General features: G+C 72.0%; 12 protein-coding genes. 7 read left to right on the top strand and 5 right to left on the bottom strand.

Annotation, left to right across the window (positions count from 1 at the left end; all coding sequences use genetic code 11):
- The first annotated feature begins 40 nt into the window (after positions 1–40).
- The 3 genes from dusB (at position 41) to ABZ714_RS03680 (ending at position 6090) form a co-directional block, all read left to right on the top strand.
- On the top strand, positions 41–1240 hold the full coding sequence (gene dusB / locus ABZ714_RS03690) for a tRNA dihydrouridine synthase DusB (protein WP_358823493.1): 1200 nt from the start codon (positions 41–43) through the stop codon (positions 1238–1240).
- Between the two features lie 507 nt (positions 1241–1747).
- On the top strand, positions 1748–4465 hold the full coding sequence (gene ppdK, locus ABZ714_RS03685) for a pyruvate, phosphate dikinase (RefSeq protein ID WP_358823492.1): 2718 nt from the start codon (positions 1748–1750) through the stop codon (positions 4463–4465).
- Between the two features lie 521 nt (positions 4466–4986).
- Positions 4987–6090, top strand: a complete 1104-nt coding sequence (locus tag ABZ714_RS03680) for a helix-turn-helix domain-containing protein (protein WP_358823491.1) — start codon at positions 4987–4989, stop codon at positions 6088–6090.
- Between the two features lie 548 nt (positions 6091–6638).
- Here ABZ714_RS03680 and ABZ714_RS03675 read toward each other — a convergent pair.
- On the bottom strand, positions 6639–8693 hold the full coding sequence (locus ABZ714_RS03675) for an APC family permease (protein WP_358823490.1): 2055 nt from the start codon (positions 8691–8693) through the stop codon (positions 6639–6641).
- A gap of 205 nt (positions 8694–8898) precedes the next feature.
- On the opposite strand from ABZ714_RS03675, the gene ABZ714_RS03670 reads away from it, so the two are divergent.
- The 3 genes from ABZ714_RS03670 (at position 8899) to ABZ714_RS03660 (ending at position 11601) form a co-directional block, all read left to right on the top strand.
- Complete coding sequence (locus ABZ714_RS03670) at positions 8899–9546, top strand: hypothetical protein (protein ID WP_358823489.1); 648 nt, start codon at positions 8899–8901, stop codon at positions 9544–9546.
- Positions 9547–9897: 351 nt separating this feature from the next.
- On the top strand, positions 9898–10659 hold the full coding sequence (locus ABZ714_RS03665; RefSeq protein ID WP_358823488.1) for a putative protein N(5)-glutamine methyltransferase: 762 nt from the start codon (positions 9898–9900) through the stop codon (positions 10657–10659).
- A gap of 249 nt (positions 10660–10908) precedes the next feature.
- On the top strand, positions 10909–11601 hold the full coding sequence (locus ABZ714_RS03660) for a ScbR family autoregulator-binding transcription factor (RefSeq protein WP_358823487.1): 693 nt from the start codon (positions 10909–10911) through the stop codon (positions 11599–11601).
- A gap of 113 nt (positions 11602–11714) precedes the next feature.
- Here the strand turns inward: ABZ714_RS03660 and ABZ714_RS03655 are convergent, their stop codons facing one another.
- From ABZ714_RS03655 to ABZ714_RS03640, 4 genes are all read right to left on the bottom strand, one after another.
- Positions 11715–12341: a class F sortase gene (locus ABZ714_RS03655; protein WP_358823486.1), complete on the bottom strand. Its 627-nt coding sequence runs from the start codon at positions 12339–12341 to the stop codon at positions 11715–11717.
- Positions 12342–12466: 125 nt separating this feature from the next.
- Positions 12467–13012 carry a hypothetical protein gene (locus tag ABZ714_RS03650; RefSeq protein WP_358823485.1) on the bottom strand — a complete coding sequence of 182 codons (546 nt, stop codon included), beginning with the start codon at positions 13010–13012 and terminating at the stop codon, positions 12467–12469.
- Positions 13013–13120: 108 nt separating this feature from the next.
- On the bottom strand, positions 13121–13672 hold the full coding sequence (locus tag ABZ714_RS03645) for a Uma2 family endonuclease (protein WP_358823484.1): 552 nt from the start codon (positions 13670–13672) through the stop codon (positions 13121–13123).
- A gap of 24 nt (positions 13673–13696) precedes the next feature.
- Positions 13697–13900: a hypothetical protein gene (locus tag ABZ714_RS03640; protein ID WP_358823483.1), complete on the bottom strand. Its 204-nt coding sequence runs from the start codon at positions 13898–13900 to the stop codon at positions 13697–13699.
- 126 nt (positions 13901–14026) lie between these two features.
- Between ABZ714_RS03640 and ABZ714_RS03635 the strand changes: the two genes are divergently transcribed.
- Complete coding sequence (locus ABZ714_RS03635; RefSeq protein ID WP_358823482.1) at positions 14027–14620, top strand: NAD(P)H-dependent oxidoreductase; 594 nt, start codon at positions 14027–14029, stop codon at positions 14618–14620.
- Positions 14621–14648: the final 28 nt, after the last annotated feature.

Here is a 14648-nt window from a genome sequence, read left to right as displayed (position 1 = left end):
ACCGCGCCGCGCCGTGTGCGCCATACGCGACAATGGACCGATGACCACCCTCGCCACGCCCCCCGCGCCCCCGGCGGCGGCCGTCCCCGCCCCCGGGGCCGGGTCCGCGCCCGCCGAGGCGCTCGCCATCGGTCCGCACACCGTCCGCCCGCCGGTCGTGCTGGCGCCGATGGCCGGGATCACCAACGCGCCCTTCCGCACCCTGTGCCGGGAGTTCAGCGGCGGCAAGGGCCTCTTCGTGAGCGAGATGATCACTACCAGGGCGCTGGTCGAGCGGAACGACAAGACCATGCAGCTGATCCACTTCGACGCGACGGAGACGCCGCGCTCGATCCAGCTGTACGGGGTCGACCCGGTCACCGTCGGCAAGGCCGTACGGATGATCGTCGACGAGGACCTCGCGGACCACATCGATCTCAACTTCGGCTGCCCGGTCCCCAAGGTCACCCGTAAGGGCGGCGGCTCGGCCCTGCCGTACAAACGGCCCCTGCTGCGGGCGATCCTGCGCGAGGCGGTCGGCAACGCGGGCGCGCTGCCGGTGACGATGAAGATGCGCAAGGGCATCGACGACGACCATCTGACGTTCCTGGACGCGGGCCGGATCGCGGTCGACGAGGGCGTCACGGCGATCGCCCTGCACGGCAGGACCGCCGCCCAGCACTACGGCGGCACCGCCGACTGGTCGGCGATCGCCCGGCTGAAGGAGCACGTCCCGGAGATCCCGGTCCTGGGCAACGGCGACATCTGGTCCGCCGACGACGCGCTGCGGATGGTCCGCGAGACCGGCTGCGACGGGGTCGTCGTGGGCCGTGGCTGTCTGGGGCGGCCCTGGCTGTTCCGCGATCTCGTCACCGCCTTCGAGGGCGGTACGGAGCGGGTCGCGCTGACCCTGCGCGAGGTGGCCGCCGTGATGCGCCGCCATGCCGAGCTGCTGGGGGAGTGGATCGGGGACGAGTCCCGGGGCGTGATCGACTTCCGTAAGCATGTCGCCTGGTATCTGAAGGGGTTCTCCGTCGGCTCCGAGATGCGCAAGCGGCTGGCGATCACCTCGTCGCTGGCCGAGCTGGACGAGGGTCTCGGGCTGCTCGATCTCGACCAGCCGTGGCCCGAGGGCGCCGACGGGCCGCGCGGGCGGACCTCCGGCAACAACCGGGTGGTGCTGCCGGACGGCTGGCTGAAGGATCCGTACGACTGTGCCGGAGTCGGCGCCGAGGCCGAACTGGACACCTCGGGCGGCTGAGGCGGTCCGCTGTCTCCTCGTACCCTTCTCCGTTCCGAGCGTCGGGCGGCTCTCTCCGGGGCCGCCCGACGCTCGTTTCCGGGCCGGGCCCGGGCTGCTCCGGGCCGGGCCGGACGCGTACGGCGCGTGGTCCGGATGACGGAACGGCACCCCTCCCCGGTGCGTGATTCTCGCCACCCTTGATAAGCCCCTCGCTCAGATGAGCGTTTTAGGGGCGGTTGCAGAACTCGCAAGGGTGGCACTCCGTGCCACCCCGGCTGGGTTCGGAGTGTCACCGAACCGCTCACCCTCCGTGCCGACGGACGGCCGTTCCGTGGCATCCCGTGGTGATGCGTTCAAGGGGTGAAGGGGACGGGTAAAGACGCCTGCCCGTCAGTTGACTTTCGATCCGGTGGCGGACGAGTGGTTACGGCCGTATGACGGCCAAGTGGACGTACCCAGACGCCTTCGATCTGGGTATGTTCCTCGCCGTCAGGGCAGCCACCGAGCCTCGAAGGGTCGAGAGCCGTGTCGGAAAATCAGGATCTCCGCGATCAGAAGTTCGTCTACGACTTCACCGAGGGGAACAAGGACCTCAGGGACCTGCTCGGTGGCAAGGGCGCCAACCTCGCCGAGATGACCAACCTCGGGCTGCCCGTCCCTCCGGGCTTCACCATCACCACCGAGGCGTGCAAGGTCTACCTCGACGGCGGGGAGGAGCCCCCGGCGCTCCGGGCCGAGGTGAGTGCGCACCTCGACGCCCTGGAGAGCCGGATGGGCAAGCGGCTCGGCGACCCCGGTGACCCGCTGCTGGTCTCGGTCCGCTCCGGCGCCAAGTTCTCCATGCCCGGGATGATGGACACCGTCCTGAACATCGGCCTCTCGGACGCCTCGGTCACCGGTCTCGCCGGGCAGGCGGGCGACGAGCGGTTCGCCTGGGACTCGTACCGCCGGCTGGTCCAGATGTTCGGCAAGACCGTGCTCGGGGTGGACGGCGACCTCTTCGAGGAGGCGCTGGAGGAGGCCAAGGCCGCCAAGGGCGTCGGCGTCGACACCGATCTCGACGCGGCCGATCTGAAGAAGCTGGTCAAGCACTTCAAGAAGATCGTCAAGGCCGAGGCGGGCCGGGACTTCCCGCAGGACCCCCGGGAGCAGATGGATCTCGCGATCACCGCGGTCTTCGACTCCTGGAACGGCGACCGGGCCCGGCTCTACCGCCGCCAGGAGCGGATCCCCAACGACCTGGGGACCGCCGTCAACGTCTGCTCCATGGTCTTCGGCAACCTCGGCCCCGACTCCGGTACGGGCGTCGCCTTCACCCGCGACCCGGCCAGCGGCCAGCAGGGCGTCTACGGCGACTACCTCCAGAACGCCCAGGGCGAGGACGTGGTCGCGGGCATCCGCAACACGGTCCCGCTGGCCGAACTGGAGGCCATCGACAAGGCGTCGTACGACCTGTTGATGAAGATCATGGAGACGCTGGAGAACCACTACCTCGACCTCTGCGACATCGAGTTCACCATCGAGCGTGGCCGGCTCTGGATGCTCCAGACCCGGGTCGGCAAGCGGACCGCGGGCGCCGCCTTCCGGATCGCCACCCAGCTGGTGGACCAGGGGCTGATCGACGAGGCCGAGGCCCTGAAGCGGGTCAACGGCGCCCAGCTCGCCCAGCTGATGTTCCCCCGCTTCGACGACCAGGCCGAGGCGGAGCTGCTCGGCCGGGGCATCGCCGCCTCGCCCGGCGCCGCCGTCGGCAAGGCCGTCTTCGACTCGTACACCGCCGTCAAGTGGTCCCGCTCCGGCGAGCGGGTCATCCTGATCCGCCGGGAGACCAACCCCGACGACCTCGACGGGATGATCGCCGCCGAGGGCATCCTGACCTCGCGCGGCGGCAAGACCTCGCACGCGGCCGTGGTCGCCCGCGGGATGGGCAAGACCTGTGTCTGCGGCGCCGAGGACCTGGAGGTCGACACCAAGCGGCGGCGGATGACCGTCGGCGGGACCGTGGTGGAGGAGGGCGACCTGGTCTCCGTCGACGGCTCCACCGGCAAGGTGTACCTGGGCGAGGTGCCCGTGGTGCCGTCCCCGGTGGTGGAGTACTTCGAGGGCCGGATGCACGCGGGCGCCGACGACGCCGACGAACTCGTCGTCGCCGTCCACCGGGTGATGGCCTACGCGGACCGGGTCCGCAGGCTGCGGGTACGGGCCAACGCCGACAACGCCGAGGACGCCCTGCGCGCCCGCCGGTTCGGCGCCCAGGGCATCGGGCTCTGCCGGACCGAGCACATGTTCCTCGGCGAGCGGCGCGAGATGGTGGAGCGGCTGATCCTGGCCGACCACGACGACGAGCGGGCCGAGGCGCTGGAGAAGCTGCTGCCGCTCCAGCGGAAGGACTTCGTCGAGCTGTTCGAGGCGATGGACGGACTGCCGGTGACGGTCCGGCTGCTGGACCCGCCGCTCCACGAGTTCCTGCCCGACATCACCGAACTGTCGGTCCGGGTCGCCCTCGCCGAGGCCCGCAAGGACCACAACGAGAACGATCTGCGGCTGCTCCAGGCCGTCCACCGGCTGCACGAGCAGAACCCGATGCTGGGGCTGCGCGGCGTCCGGCTCGGACTGGTCATCCCCGGTCTCTTCGCCATGCAGGTACGGGCGATCGCCGAGGCCGCCGCCGCCCGCAAGGACGCCAAGGGCGACCCGCGCGCCGAGATCATGATCCCGCTGGTCGGTACGGTGCAGGAGCTGGAGATCGTCCGGGACGAGGCCCAGGCGGTGATCGCCGAGGTCGAGGCGGCCACCGGCGTCGCCCTCAAGCTCGCCCTGGGCACGATGATCGAACTGCCGCGGGCCGCCCTGACGGCCGCCCAGATCGCCGAGGCCGCCGAGTTCTTCAGCTTCGGTACCAACGACCTCACCCAGACCGTGTGGGGATTCTCCCGCGACGACGTGGAGGCCAGCTTCTTCACCGCCTACCTGGAGAAGGGGATCTTCGGGGTCTCCCCGTTCGAGACGATCGACCGGGACGGCGTCGGGTCGCTGGTTCGCAGCGCGGCGGCGGCCGGCCGGGCCACCCGCCCGGGGCTGAAACTCGGCGTCTGCGGCGAGCACGGCGGCGACCCCGAATCGGTGCACTTCTTCCACGAGGTGGGTCTGGACTACGTCTCCTGCTCGCCGTTCCGGATCCCGGTGGCCCGGCTGGAGGCCGGGCGGGCGGCGATCCAGTCGCAGGGCAGCGATTCGCGCTGACCTTCGAACCCCGGGGCCGCCGCCGTCCGCAACCCATCCCTCGACGGGCGGCGGCGGTCCCGGAACCCAGAACGGAAGGAGCGGGCGCCATGTGCGGGGCGCCCGCTCCTTCGTCTCTTCTGATTGCGTTCGTACGTGCCGCGGTTAGCGCGACTTCTGAAATGTCGTTGCCGAATTCGGCTTTGCGGGCCGGGCCGGAAATGAACGGACGATGAGATTCCGCCCGGACGCACGGGCGGGGCGCGGCCCGTGGATCCCCATCCTCGGGCCGCGCCCCATTACCCCGGCCGGACAGGGAGCCGCACCTTCTGTCACCCGCCGCCGGACGATGCAAAGCCCCCCACGGTCTTCGCGCCGTCCATCGGAGACAGAAGGAACCTGCCCGACGCGGTACAGCCTTTCGGTTCGCACCGGTCCCGGGCGAGGCTTTTCAACTCTGGCTGAAACTCCGTGGTAACCGGTTGTGATGGGGTGCATACTCAGTGGTAGGGGGCGATTGCTCGTGCAACAGTGGGGGTTCAGTGCTCCGTATCCATTTCACCGGCGACGATCTGGCCAGAGTGAGAATGGCGGCAAAGCCGGATGTCCTGTGGGAGACCATTCTCAGTTTTCATCGTTTGCGGGAGCGCCGACGTGCGGTGATGTTCGGGGAATGGCGGTCGGAAACACGGGCGCGGTTGAATGGTGAAACAAGCCTGCTGGCGGCACTGGTACCACCACGGGGTTATTTTCCGGACTTCCTGACCCCGTCCGAAGCGGGCGGCGGCCTGGAATCGGGGCTCGCGGCGATACGGGCGACCCCGCCGGTGCGGCTGCATTCCGAACTGACTCTCGCGTCAGCATCCCGTGCGTCCGCCCGTGCCGCCGCACGTGCGCCGGGGGCTCCGTCCGGGTCCGCGGGACCTGCGGCGCAGCCCGTACAGATGCCCGAGTCCGCTCCGCCCGCCGGCGCGCCGGGAGCCGCGACCCCGCCCGTGGTCGCCGGGCTCGCCGAAGGGCTCTCCTCGCCGATGTCCCGGCTGCTGACCACCCTCCGCGGCTACCACCGGGCCGCGGTGGAACCGTACTGGGCACATATTCAAGCCAGAGTCGAAGCCGACCGCGCGGTCCGCGGCCGGGCGCTGCTCGACGGGGGAGCCGCCGAACTCCTCTGCTCGCTGCCGCCCGTGCTGCGCTGGCGCGCCCCCGTACTGGAAGCGGACTATCCCGTGGACCGGGAGATCCGGCTCGACGGCCGGGGGCTGCTGCTCCAGCCGTCCTTCTTCTGCCGGGACACCCCCGTCGTCCTGCGGGACGCCGGTCTGCCGCCGGTCCTGGTCTATCCCGTCGCCCATTCGCCCGATCCCGTCTTCGGCGAGACCGCCGGGGCCCTCGCGCCCTCCCTCGGGCGGCTCGTCGGCCATACCCGCTCCGCGATACTCCAGGCGATCCGGTACGGCTGCACCACGAGCGAGCTGGCCCGCAGGGCGGGCGTCTCCCTCGCCTCCGCGAGCCAGCACGCGGCGGTCCTGCGGGAGGCCGGCCTGGTCCTCACACTGCGCCACGGCAACGCGGTCCTGCACACCCTGACCCCCCTGGGCGCGGCGCTCTTACGCGGCGGCGCCCCGGCGGAGGCGACGCCCTGACGAAACGTTCCCCTCCGGGAGCCCAAGGCCGCGCGGAGCGCCCGGCCGGGTGCTGTCGTGTGCCGACTGCGGCACCGTCGTGGCTGGTCGCGCAGTTCCTCCCCCTGTGCCTTCGGCGACGGGGGGACCCCCCAACCTATGCCTTCGGCGATGGGGGGACCCCGGGCGCCTCGGCTCTCCGGGTGAGGCCCACGCCGTTCGCCCAGCGGGGCGGGTGTTGTCGGGCGACCGCGCGCCGGTGGTGGGCTTGTCGCGCAGTTCCCCGCGCCCCTGGTTGCTCCTCCCCTCGGCCTTCGAAAAGCCCGGCGCCCCTTTCAAGGGCGGTGCCGGGAAGAGCATTTAGGGGCGCGGGGAACTGCGCGACCAGCCCACTACCGGGCCGCAGGCGCGAGGGATGCCCCGGCCCGGCAGGACAGACGGCGCGGGCGGTGCTCGGGAGGGCCGAGGCGCTGAGGGTCCCCCCGTCGCCCACGACGGCGCGGTCGGCAATGAAAGGGTGAGGGCCGCTCACATGCTCCGGGTCAGCGGGGCCAACAGGCGCGTGCCCCTCAGCGGGAGGCGCCCACGCGGAAGCGGAGGCGGCAGATCACCGCCTCCGTGTCCCGCCGCACCGCGTGCGCCAGTACCGCCCCCCGCTGGTTCTGGAGCAGCCGCTGCCACAGCCGTTCCGGCTCCAGCTCCGGGATGAGTACCGTCACCCGGGTCTGCGGGTGGTACTTGTAGACCCGCCGTACGTACTCCGCCACCGGCCGCCCGATCGTCCGGTGTTCGGAGTGCAGCTCCACCAAGTCCACCCCGGGATCCCACCGTTCCCAGTCCCGCCGCAGTGCCCGCGCCGCCTCCCGGTCCTCCGTACCGGGGTGGGTGACGGTCACCGCCCGTACCTCGTCGCCCAGGGAGACCGCCGCGTTGAGCGCCTCGCGGGTGAGCCGGGAGAGGTGGGAGACGGGGACGATGACGAGGGACCGGTCGCGGTGGGGCGCCGCCGGGACCCGGCCGAGGCCGAGCCGGTCGTCGAGCCGTCGGTAGGCCCGGTGCACCTGTTCGAAGAGCAGGACGAGTGCGGGCAGCGCCAGCACGATCAGCCAGGCTCCCTCGGTGAACTTCGTCGCCGTCACGACCACCGTGCTCACCCCGGTCAGCGCCGCCCCGATCCCGTTGAGTACCGCTTTGCGCGCCCAGCCCGGTGACCGCAGGGCCCGCCAGTGGACCACCATCCCGGTCTGGCAGATGGTGAAACCGACGAAGACGCCGATGGCGAAGAGCGGCACGAGGGTGTTGGTGTCCCCGCCGGAGAAGACCAGCAGCAGCGCGGCGACGGCGGCCAGCGCCACCACCCCGTACCGGTGTACCTCGCGGTCCGCCTTCAGCCGGAAGACATGCGGCAGATAGTTGTCGCGGGCCAGCAGCGACATCAGTACGGGCAGCCCGCCGAAGGACGTGTTCGCGGCCAGCGCCAGCAGGACGACGGTGGCGAACTGGACGACGTAGAAGCCCCAGCCGTGGCCGAGTGACGCGTCCGCGAGCTGGGCGAGGACCGTCACGCCTTCCACCGGCTGGAGGTGGAACCGGCCGATGAGGACCGAGAGCCCGATCAGCATCACCCCGAGGAGTGCGCCGAGCGCGATCTCCGTCCGCTGGGCGTTGCGGGCGGCGGGCGCCCGGAACGACGGTACGGCGTTGGCCACCGCCTCCACCCCGGTCAGTGCGGAGCACCCGGAGGCGAATGCCTTGAGCAGCAGCAGCGCGCCGACGGTGGTGGCGTTCTCGCCGAGGACGGAGGCGTGTCCGGCCGCCGCTTCCGTGGAGACCGGCCCGTCGCGGAAGAGGCCCACCGCGATCAGGGTCAGGACGGAGCCGATGAAGACGGCCGTGGGTACGACGAACGCCTTCGCCGAGTCGACGATGCCCCGCAGATTGACCGCTGTGACCAGGACCAGGACGCCGAGGCAGAGCCCGAGCCGGTGCTCGTAGAGGCCGGGGAAGGCGGAGGTGAGAGCCGCGACCCCGGCCGTCACGGAGACGGCGACGTTCAGGACGTAGTCGAGTACGAGGGACGCCGCCGCCGTCAGGGACGTACGTCTGCCGAGGTGGCGCCGGGCCACCGCATACGATCCGCCGCCGTCCGGGAACGCGGCGATGACCTGCCGGTACGACGCCACCAGGACCGCCAGCAGGGCGGCGATGGCCAGCGTCACGGGCAGGGTGTAGCCGAGCCCGGTGGCCCCGGCCGCCGCGAGGACCAGCACGATCGCCTCCGGCCCGTACGCCACCGACGCCATGGCGTCGAGGGAGAGCGCGGCCAGCCCCTGGACGGCGGTCAACCGGTGCCGCTCGCTCCGGTCGCCGTCCGGGTCGCCGCCTCGTTCACCGTCCCGGCCGCCGTTCCGTTCAGCCCCGGCGCCCGGCGGGGAGTCCGGCGCTCCGTCCGGTTCCGGCCGCGTTCCCGGGCCCGGCGGCGGCGCCGCGACGGCCGCCGGAGCCACCGGATCCGGCGGCCGTACCGGCCGTGGATCCGCCGAACCGGTCCGGCCGCCGATCGCCGGGCAGGGCTCCCCGGCCTCCTTTCCGGCGCCGCCGTACGCCGTGGAACTACTGGTCATCGAGGTGATCCCCCTCCGGAAGCGACCCCGGTGACCCGGGCCGCCCCCAGCGTGGGGGCGTGAATTTCCCGGCGCGCGCCCTCTTGTCACGTCCCTGGCGTCCAACGCACCCGTCTTCACGCGATATTGACGCGGACATACGGAAATCGTCAGCGACCCGGTGGAACGGCGGACGGACGCCCCCACCGGCCCTACGCTCCCGGCCATGGAATCTCAGCGCCGCGCCGGTGGGCCGGGAGAGCACGGGAACCACAAAGAACACGGGAACCACGGCGATCACGGGCCGCACGGAGAGCGCCGCGAGGGTGCGGCGGCCGGGCCCGGCACGGGCGACGACGGCGGGGAGGTGCTCGCCGAGGACCGGAGATGGACCCACGATCTCTGGGCCGCCGCCTTCTGCGCCCTCGCCCTGCTGATCCTGCTGCATATCGTCGATCTCGGCGGCGGCACCCTCGACGCGCCCCGCTCCGCCCTGTGGTGCGGGCTCGCGGCCCTCCTCTTCGCCGTGCTCTACCCGCCCCGGGTCACCGTCGGCCACGACTGGATCCGCGTCCGGGGGCTCGTCCGCGAGCACCGCGTCCGTACGGATCTCCTCACCCAGATCGCCCGGCGCGGCGGCATGGCCCAGCGGGTCGTCCTGCGGGACGCCGAGGGCCACCGGGCCGAGGTCGATCCCGTCACGCTCTATGTGAACCCGCTGATCCGGCACGAACTGGACCGGGGCGCCCGCCGCTCCCGGGAGAGCGGACTGCTCCGTACCGGGACCCTGGAACTCGACGGACTGTGCGCCGGGATGGCGGACGCCGACACCGAGGCGGCCCGGGCCGTGTTCGACGCCTCCGGCCTGCGCTGACGCCGAAACGGCCGATGACCGCCCGGGAGCGGCCGGGGTAGAGTGACCGCGCCGCGCCGGACCAGGCGCGCGGCACGCGGCCCGTGGCACACGGCGACCGCGGGCCGAGGCGACGACCCGGGGAGGTGGGACCCATCACCGCTGTGACGGAGCGGGTGCTCCCCTCGAACGGCCCGGTCACCGGGACGGCTCACCGCTGACGTGACCGCCGTGGAGCGCCCTTCGGACCCCCGGAAGGCCCCCATGTCGTACTCCTCTTCTTCCTTTTCCTCCGCCTCTTCTTCCCCTGGCACCGGCACTGGCACTGGCACTGGCACTGGCACCGGCACCGACACCGCCGTCGACCCGGGCGTGGTCGCGGCCCGGCTGCGCGCCGCGGGCTGTGTCTTCGCCGAGGACGAGGCCCGGCTGCTGATCGCCGCCGCCGGCGGACCCGCCCGCCTCGCCGAACTGGTCGAACGGCGGGCCGCCGGTGTACCGCTGGAACACGTCGTCGGCTGGGCCGGGTTCGCCGGGCTGCGGATCGCCGTCGATCCGGGTGTCTTCGTCCCCCGCCGCCGTACCGAGTTCCTGGCCCGGCTGGCCGCCGGACTCGCCCCGCCCCGGCCGGTCGTGGTCGATCTGTGCTGCGGCTCCGGCGCGCTCGGCGCCGCCCTGGCCACCGGCCTCCCGGACACCGAACTCCACGCCGCCGACATCGACCCGGCCGCCGTCCGCTGCGCCCGCCGCAATGTGCGCCCCTTCGGCGGGCGGGTGTACGAGGGCGACCTCTACGAGCCGCTGCCCGGGGAGCTGCGGGGCCGGGTGGACGTGCTGCTGGCCAATGTGCCGTATGTCCCCACCGGGGAGATCGGGCTGCTGCCCGCCGAGGCGAGGGAGCACGAGGCCCGGGTCGCCCTCGACGGCGGCGCCGACGGGCTCGATGTGCTGCGCCGGGTCGCGGCCCGGGCGGGGGAGTGGCTGGCGCTCGGAGGGTCCCTGCTGTTCGAGACGGGGGAGCGGCAGGCGGCGCGGGCTCTGGGGATCGTCGCGGCGGCCGGGCTGGCGGCCCGGGTCGAGACCTCGGACGACGACTGGGCGACCGTGGTCGTCGGCGGGCGTACGCCGGTATGAGTCCGCGCGCCGGCTCGCCGCCGTTCTCCGCCGGTGCTTTCGAGCCCGCCGCCGCGGCCCGCCCGGCGGGGCGGGTCCCGGCCGTGGGAACGTGGGGGCGAGCGGACCGGGGCCGCCGGGTGCGGCGGTACCGGCGGGCATCCGCTCCATCGGTTCCACAGGTCCCAAAGGTCTCACCGGTCCCGTAGGTTCCACAGGGTCTCGGCAATCAACGGTTCTCGTCCGGCAGCGGCGGTTAGGGGGCGTCTCGTGGCGCGGCAGGAGCGGGCGATCCGCACTCGGCGGAAGATCCTCGTGGAGGCGGCCAGGGTGTTCGACGAGGTCGGATACGAGGCCACGAAGATCACCGACATTCTCGACCGGGCGGGCCTGACCAAAGGCGCCCTCTACTTCCACTTCGCGTCCAAACGCGAACTCGCCCAGGCGGTACTGGACGCCCAGGCCGAGGCGCTGCCGCTGATCCCGCCGCACGAGCTGAAGCTCCAGGAGGCCATCGACGGCGTACAGGTCCTGTCCCTGCTGCTCCAGCCGAAGACGGGCGATCCGATCTTCCAGGGGAGCGTACGGCTCACCGTCGACGCGGGCTCGGCCCGGGACGGGCTGGACCGGCGGGTCCCGATGCGGGCGTGGAACGGGATCAACGAGATCAAGTTCCGGGAGGCGCAGGCCAACGGCGAACTGCTGCCTCATCTGGACATGGAGGCCATTTCCTGGATGGTCACCGCGACCTTCACCGGCACGCAGGTGATGTCCAGCATCATGACCGCCCGTCAGGACATGCCGCGCCGGATGGCGGAGCTGTTCCGCTGTCTGATGGCGGGCATAGCGGTCCCCGGCGTACTGGCCCGGCTCGACTTCAGTCTGGAGCGGGGGCAGCGGCTCTACGAGCAGGTGACGCGGGAACTCCCGGGCGTGGAGCGGGGGAGCGCCGAAGGGACCTGACACGGGCCCTCGTACGGCACGCCGCATCTACGCCTCCACGCCTCTACGGCTCCGGACGCCCGGGGCGGTCCCGGGCGGGCCGGGCAGGCCCGGCAGGTCCGTCTCCCGGCCCGTCACGCCTTCTTGACCCCGATCAGATGGGCGTACGCGACCACGTTCCCCCGGTAGCCCGTCTTGGCGCTGAAGCCGCCGCCGCAGGTGATCACCCGCAGCTCGGCGCGTCCGCGTGAGCCGTACACCTTCTCGTCCGGGAAGCCGTCGGCCTCGTACACCTCGATCGCGTCGATGGTGAAGACGGCCACCCGGCGGTCGGATCTGACGATCTCGATCCGGTGACCCTTCTCCAGCGCGCCCAGGGCGTAGAAGACGGCGGGACCGCTCGCGTTGTCGACATGACCGGCCACGATCGCGGTGCCGTCGGCGCCCGGCGGCGTACCGTCCCTGAACCAGCCCGCCAGATTCCGGTTCTCGGCGGGCGGCACCTCCAGCGCGCCCGCACGGTCGAGACCGAGACCCGTCATCGGGGCGTCCACCCCGATATCGGGGATCCGGAACCGAAGCGGCTGGGACGGCGGCAGCGGATCGGCGGCGGCTTCCGTATGGAATCGGGGCCCCGCCGCGAACGCCTGAGCGGCGGAGGGCACGGGCGGGGTGACGACGGTCCTGGCGCCGTTCTGGACCAGCCACAGCCCGGCGACGGCGACGGCGGCCAGACACCACCCCTTGGCCTTGGCGCTCAACGAACCTCCACGGTGGATCACCCGGGGGACGGATGTGTCCCCCGGCCCCGCCGGACCGCACCGGCGGGGCCGGGGTCGGGGGGAACGGGGGACACGGCGGGACGGGGCCGCGGTGCGGCGGCCCGTCAGCTGCCCTGCGTGCCTCTCGCCCGGCGACGCAGAAGCAGGGTCCCGCCGGCGGCGGCAGCGGCCAGTACGGCCACACCCGCCGCGATCTGGGTGGTGTCCGGGCCCACACTGCCGCCGAGACCGGTCCTGACATGCCCGCTGGGCTCGTCGTGCCGCTGCTCGCCCGGCTGCTCGTTGTTCCCCCGGTGCCTTATCACCACATCGCCCGAGCTGCGCTTGCCGTTCTTGCACCGCACCTCGACGCGGTAGCTCCCGGACTCCACCCCGCTCGGCACCCGGAACTCCCCGACGACGGAGTCCCGGTGCGACCCGGGCGCCAGATGGAACTCGTCCACCCCCAGCGACCGCGCGTCCCCCGTGCCGTGCCCGTCCTTCCCGCACGCCGTGGTGTTGACGGTGATCGTGGTCCCCGGCTCGGCGGTCGACGGAAACACCTCCAGCCGATCCCGGTCCCCGGCATACGCCCCGGTGGCACCCGCTCCGAGTCCTGTGGTCGCGACGGCCAGCACGGCACTGGTCAGCAGGCGAGTGGTGGTGCGCATGGGTCCTCCGGGAACGGGAAGCACGGGTCCGTCCCGTCCGAGCCAAGTCCCCCTTCGCCTCCCACGCCTGCTGAAATGGCGTCAGATCCCGCCCCGTCGCCCGGCGTGTCACCCTGGACGCCCGGCATCGCCGCAGGTCATAGCGGTATCCCCGATTGCCGCTGAGTCCCACGCCAATCGGGTGACGCGTACCGCCGAGGAACCCCGCCGGACTGGGCGACGGACCCTGCCGCTGCCGGGTCGGGCCGTCCCGGATCCTCCGGTGCCGAGATCGAATCCGAAGCGCTCGGGGATCCACAGCGGCTTGCCGAAGGACTTCGTGGTCCGCGACCGGCAGCCCTCCGGTGAGGGGTCCCAGAACGCCGTGATCTCCTCGGTGTGCATGTCGAGAATCAGGCAGACGGGCACTGTTCGGCCGTAGACTTCCAGTTTGTCCTGCCGGTCCGCGTCCCGGGTGGACGCCGAGGTCAGTTCCGCTACCAAGGACGGCGTGTCACCGTCGGCGTGCCGCCCCTCGGCCTCAAAGGCCGACTCGTCGGCCACATGGAGATCCGGGCCGAAGGCGCGGTGGGAATGGGCGAAGGCGAAGAGGAAGGGGGAGGTATCCGCGTCGTGCCCGCTCGGCGCGTGGGCCGCCGGCCGCTGGCGCAACAGCTTCATCGGCCGCTTGTCGCGCAGCTTCGACTACGGTGACACGACGATCTTCCCCCGGGCGAGTTCGGCCTTGTAGCCGTCGGGTGTATCCAGCTCCGCCACGACCCGGAGCGGGGCGGCGAAGTCCCCCGCGTTCTCCGGGCTCCCGGAGGGGTGCGGGTTGGCGGCGGATGAGGTGCCCGCGGCTGCCTGCCGATGCGTCATGGTGGTCTCGGCAGTTCCCCGTACGGTCATTCGCGGGTATCCGGCTCAACCGTAGTCGTCGTCGCGCGGGCGGATTGACCAGGGCCTCGGGCTCCGCCCGGACGGGCGAACGAGCGGATTTGACCTCAATCATGCTTGAGGTTGAACCCTCTGCGTATGGACATCACAACGCAGCACAGCACCGAACGGCCGATGAGACTCGTCGTCGTATCGGGGAGCAATCGGCACGGGCGGTTCGGGCCCGTGGTCGTGGACTGGTTCCTGCGGCACACCGCCGGGCGGGGCGACTTCGAGACCGAGGTCGTCGATCTCGGCGAGGTCGAATTTCCCACCGATCTCGGGCCCGGACTGCCGGACGGGGCGGGGGAGGCGACGGCCAGGCTGGCGGCGGCGGACGCGTTCGTCGTCGTGACGCCCGAGTACAACCACTCCTACCCGGCGGCGCTCAAGAGCCTGATCGACTGGCACGGTGCCGAATGGCGCGCCAAACCGGTCGCGTTCGTCTCCTACGGCGGGATGTCGGGCGGACTGCGGGCCGTGGAGCATCTGCGGCCGGTCTTCGCCGAACTGCACGCCGTCACCGTCCGGGACACCGTCTCCTTCCACCACGCCCATACGCACTTCGACGAACGGGGGCGCCACCGGAACCCCGAACACTGCGACGCCGCCGCCAAGACCCTGCTCGACCAGCTCTCCTGGTGGAGCCGGGCGCTGCTGGAGGCCAGAACGGTCCGGCCGTACGCGGTCTGACCCGGGACGGCCCCGGATCGACGGCGCG

The organism is Streptomyces sp. NPDC006798, from assembly GCF_040635975.1.
Lineage (GTDB): Bacteria > Actinomycetota > Actinomycetes > Streptomycetales > Streptomycetaceae > Streptomyces.
Note: the sequence above shows the minus strand (reverse complement) of the source record. Positions and strands in the feature narration are given on the sequence as shown.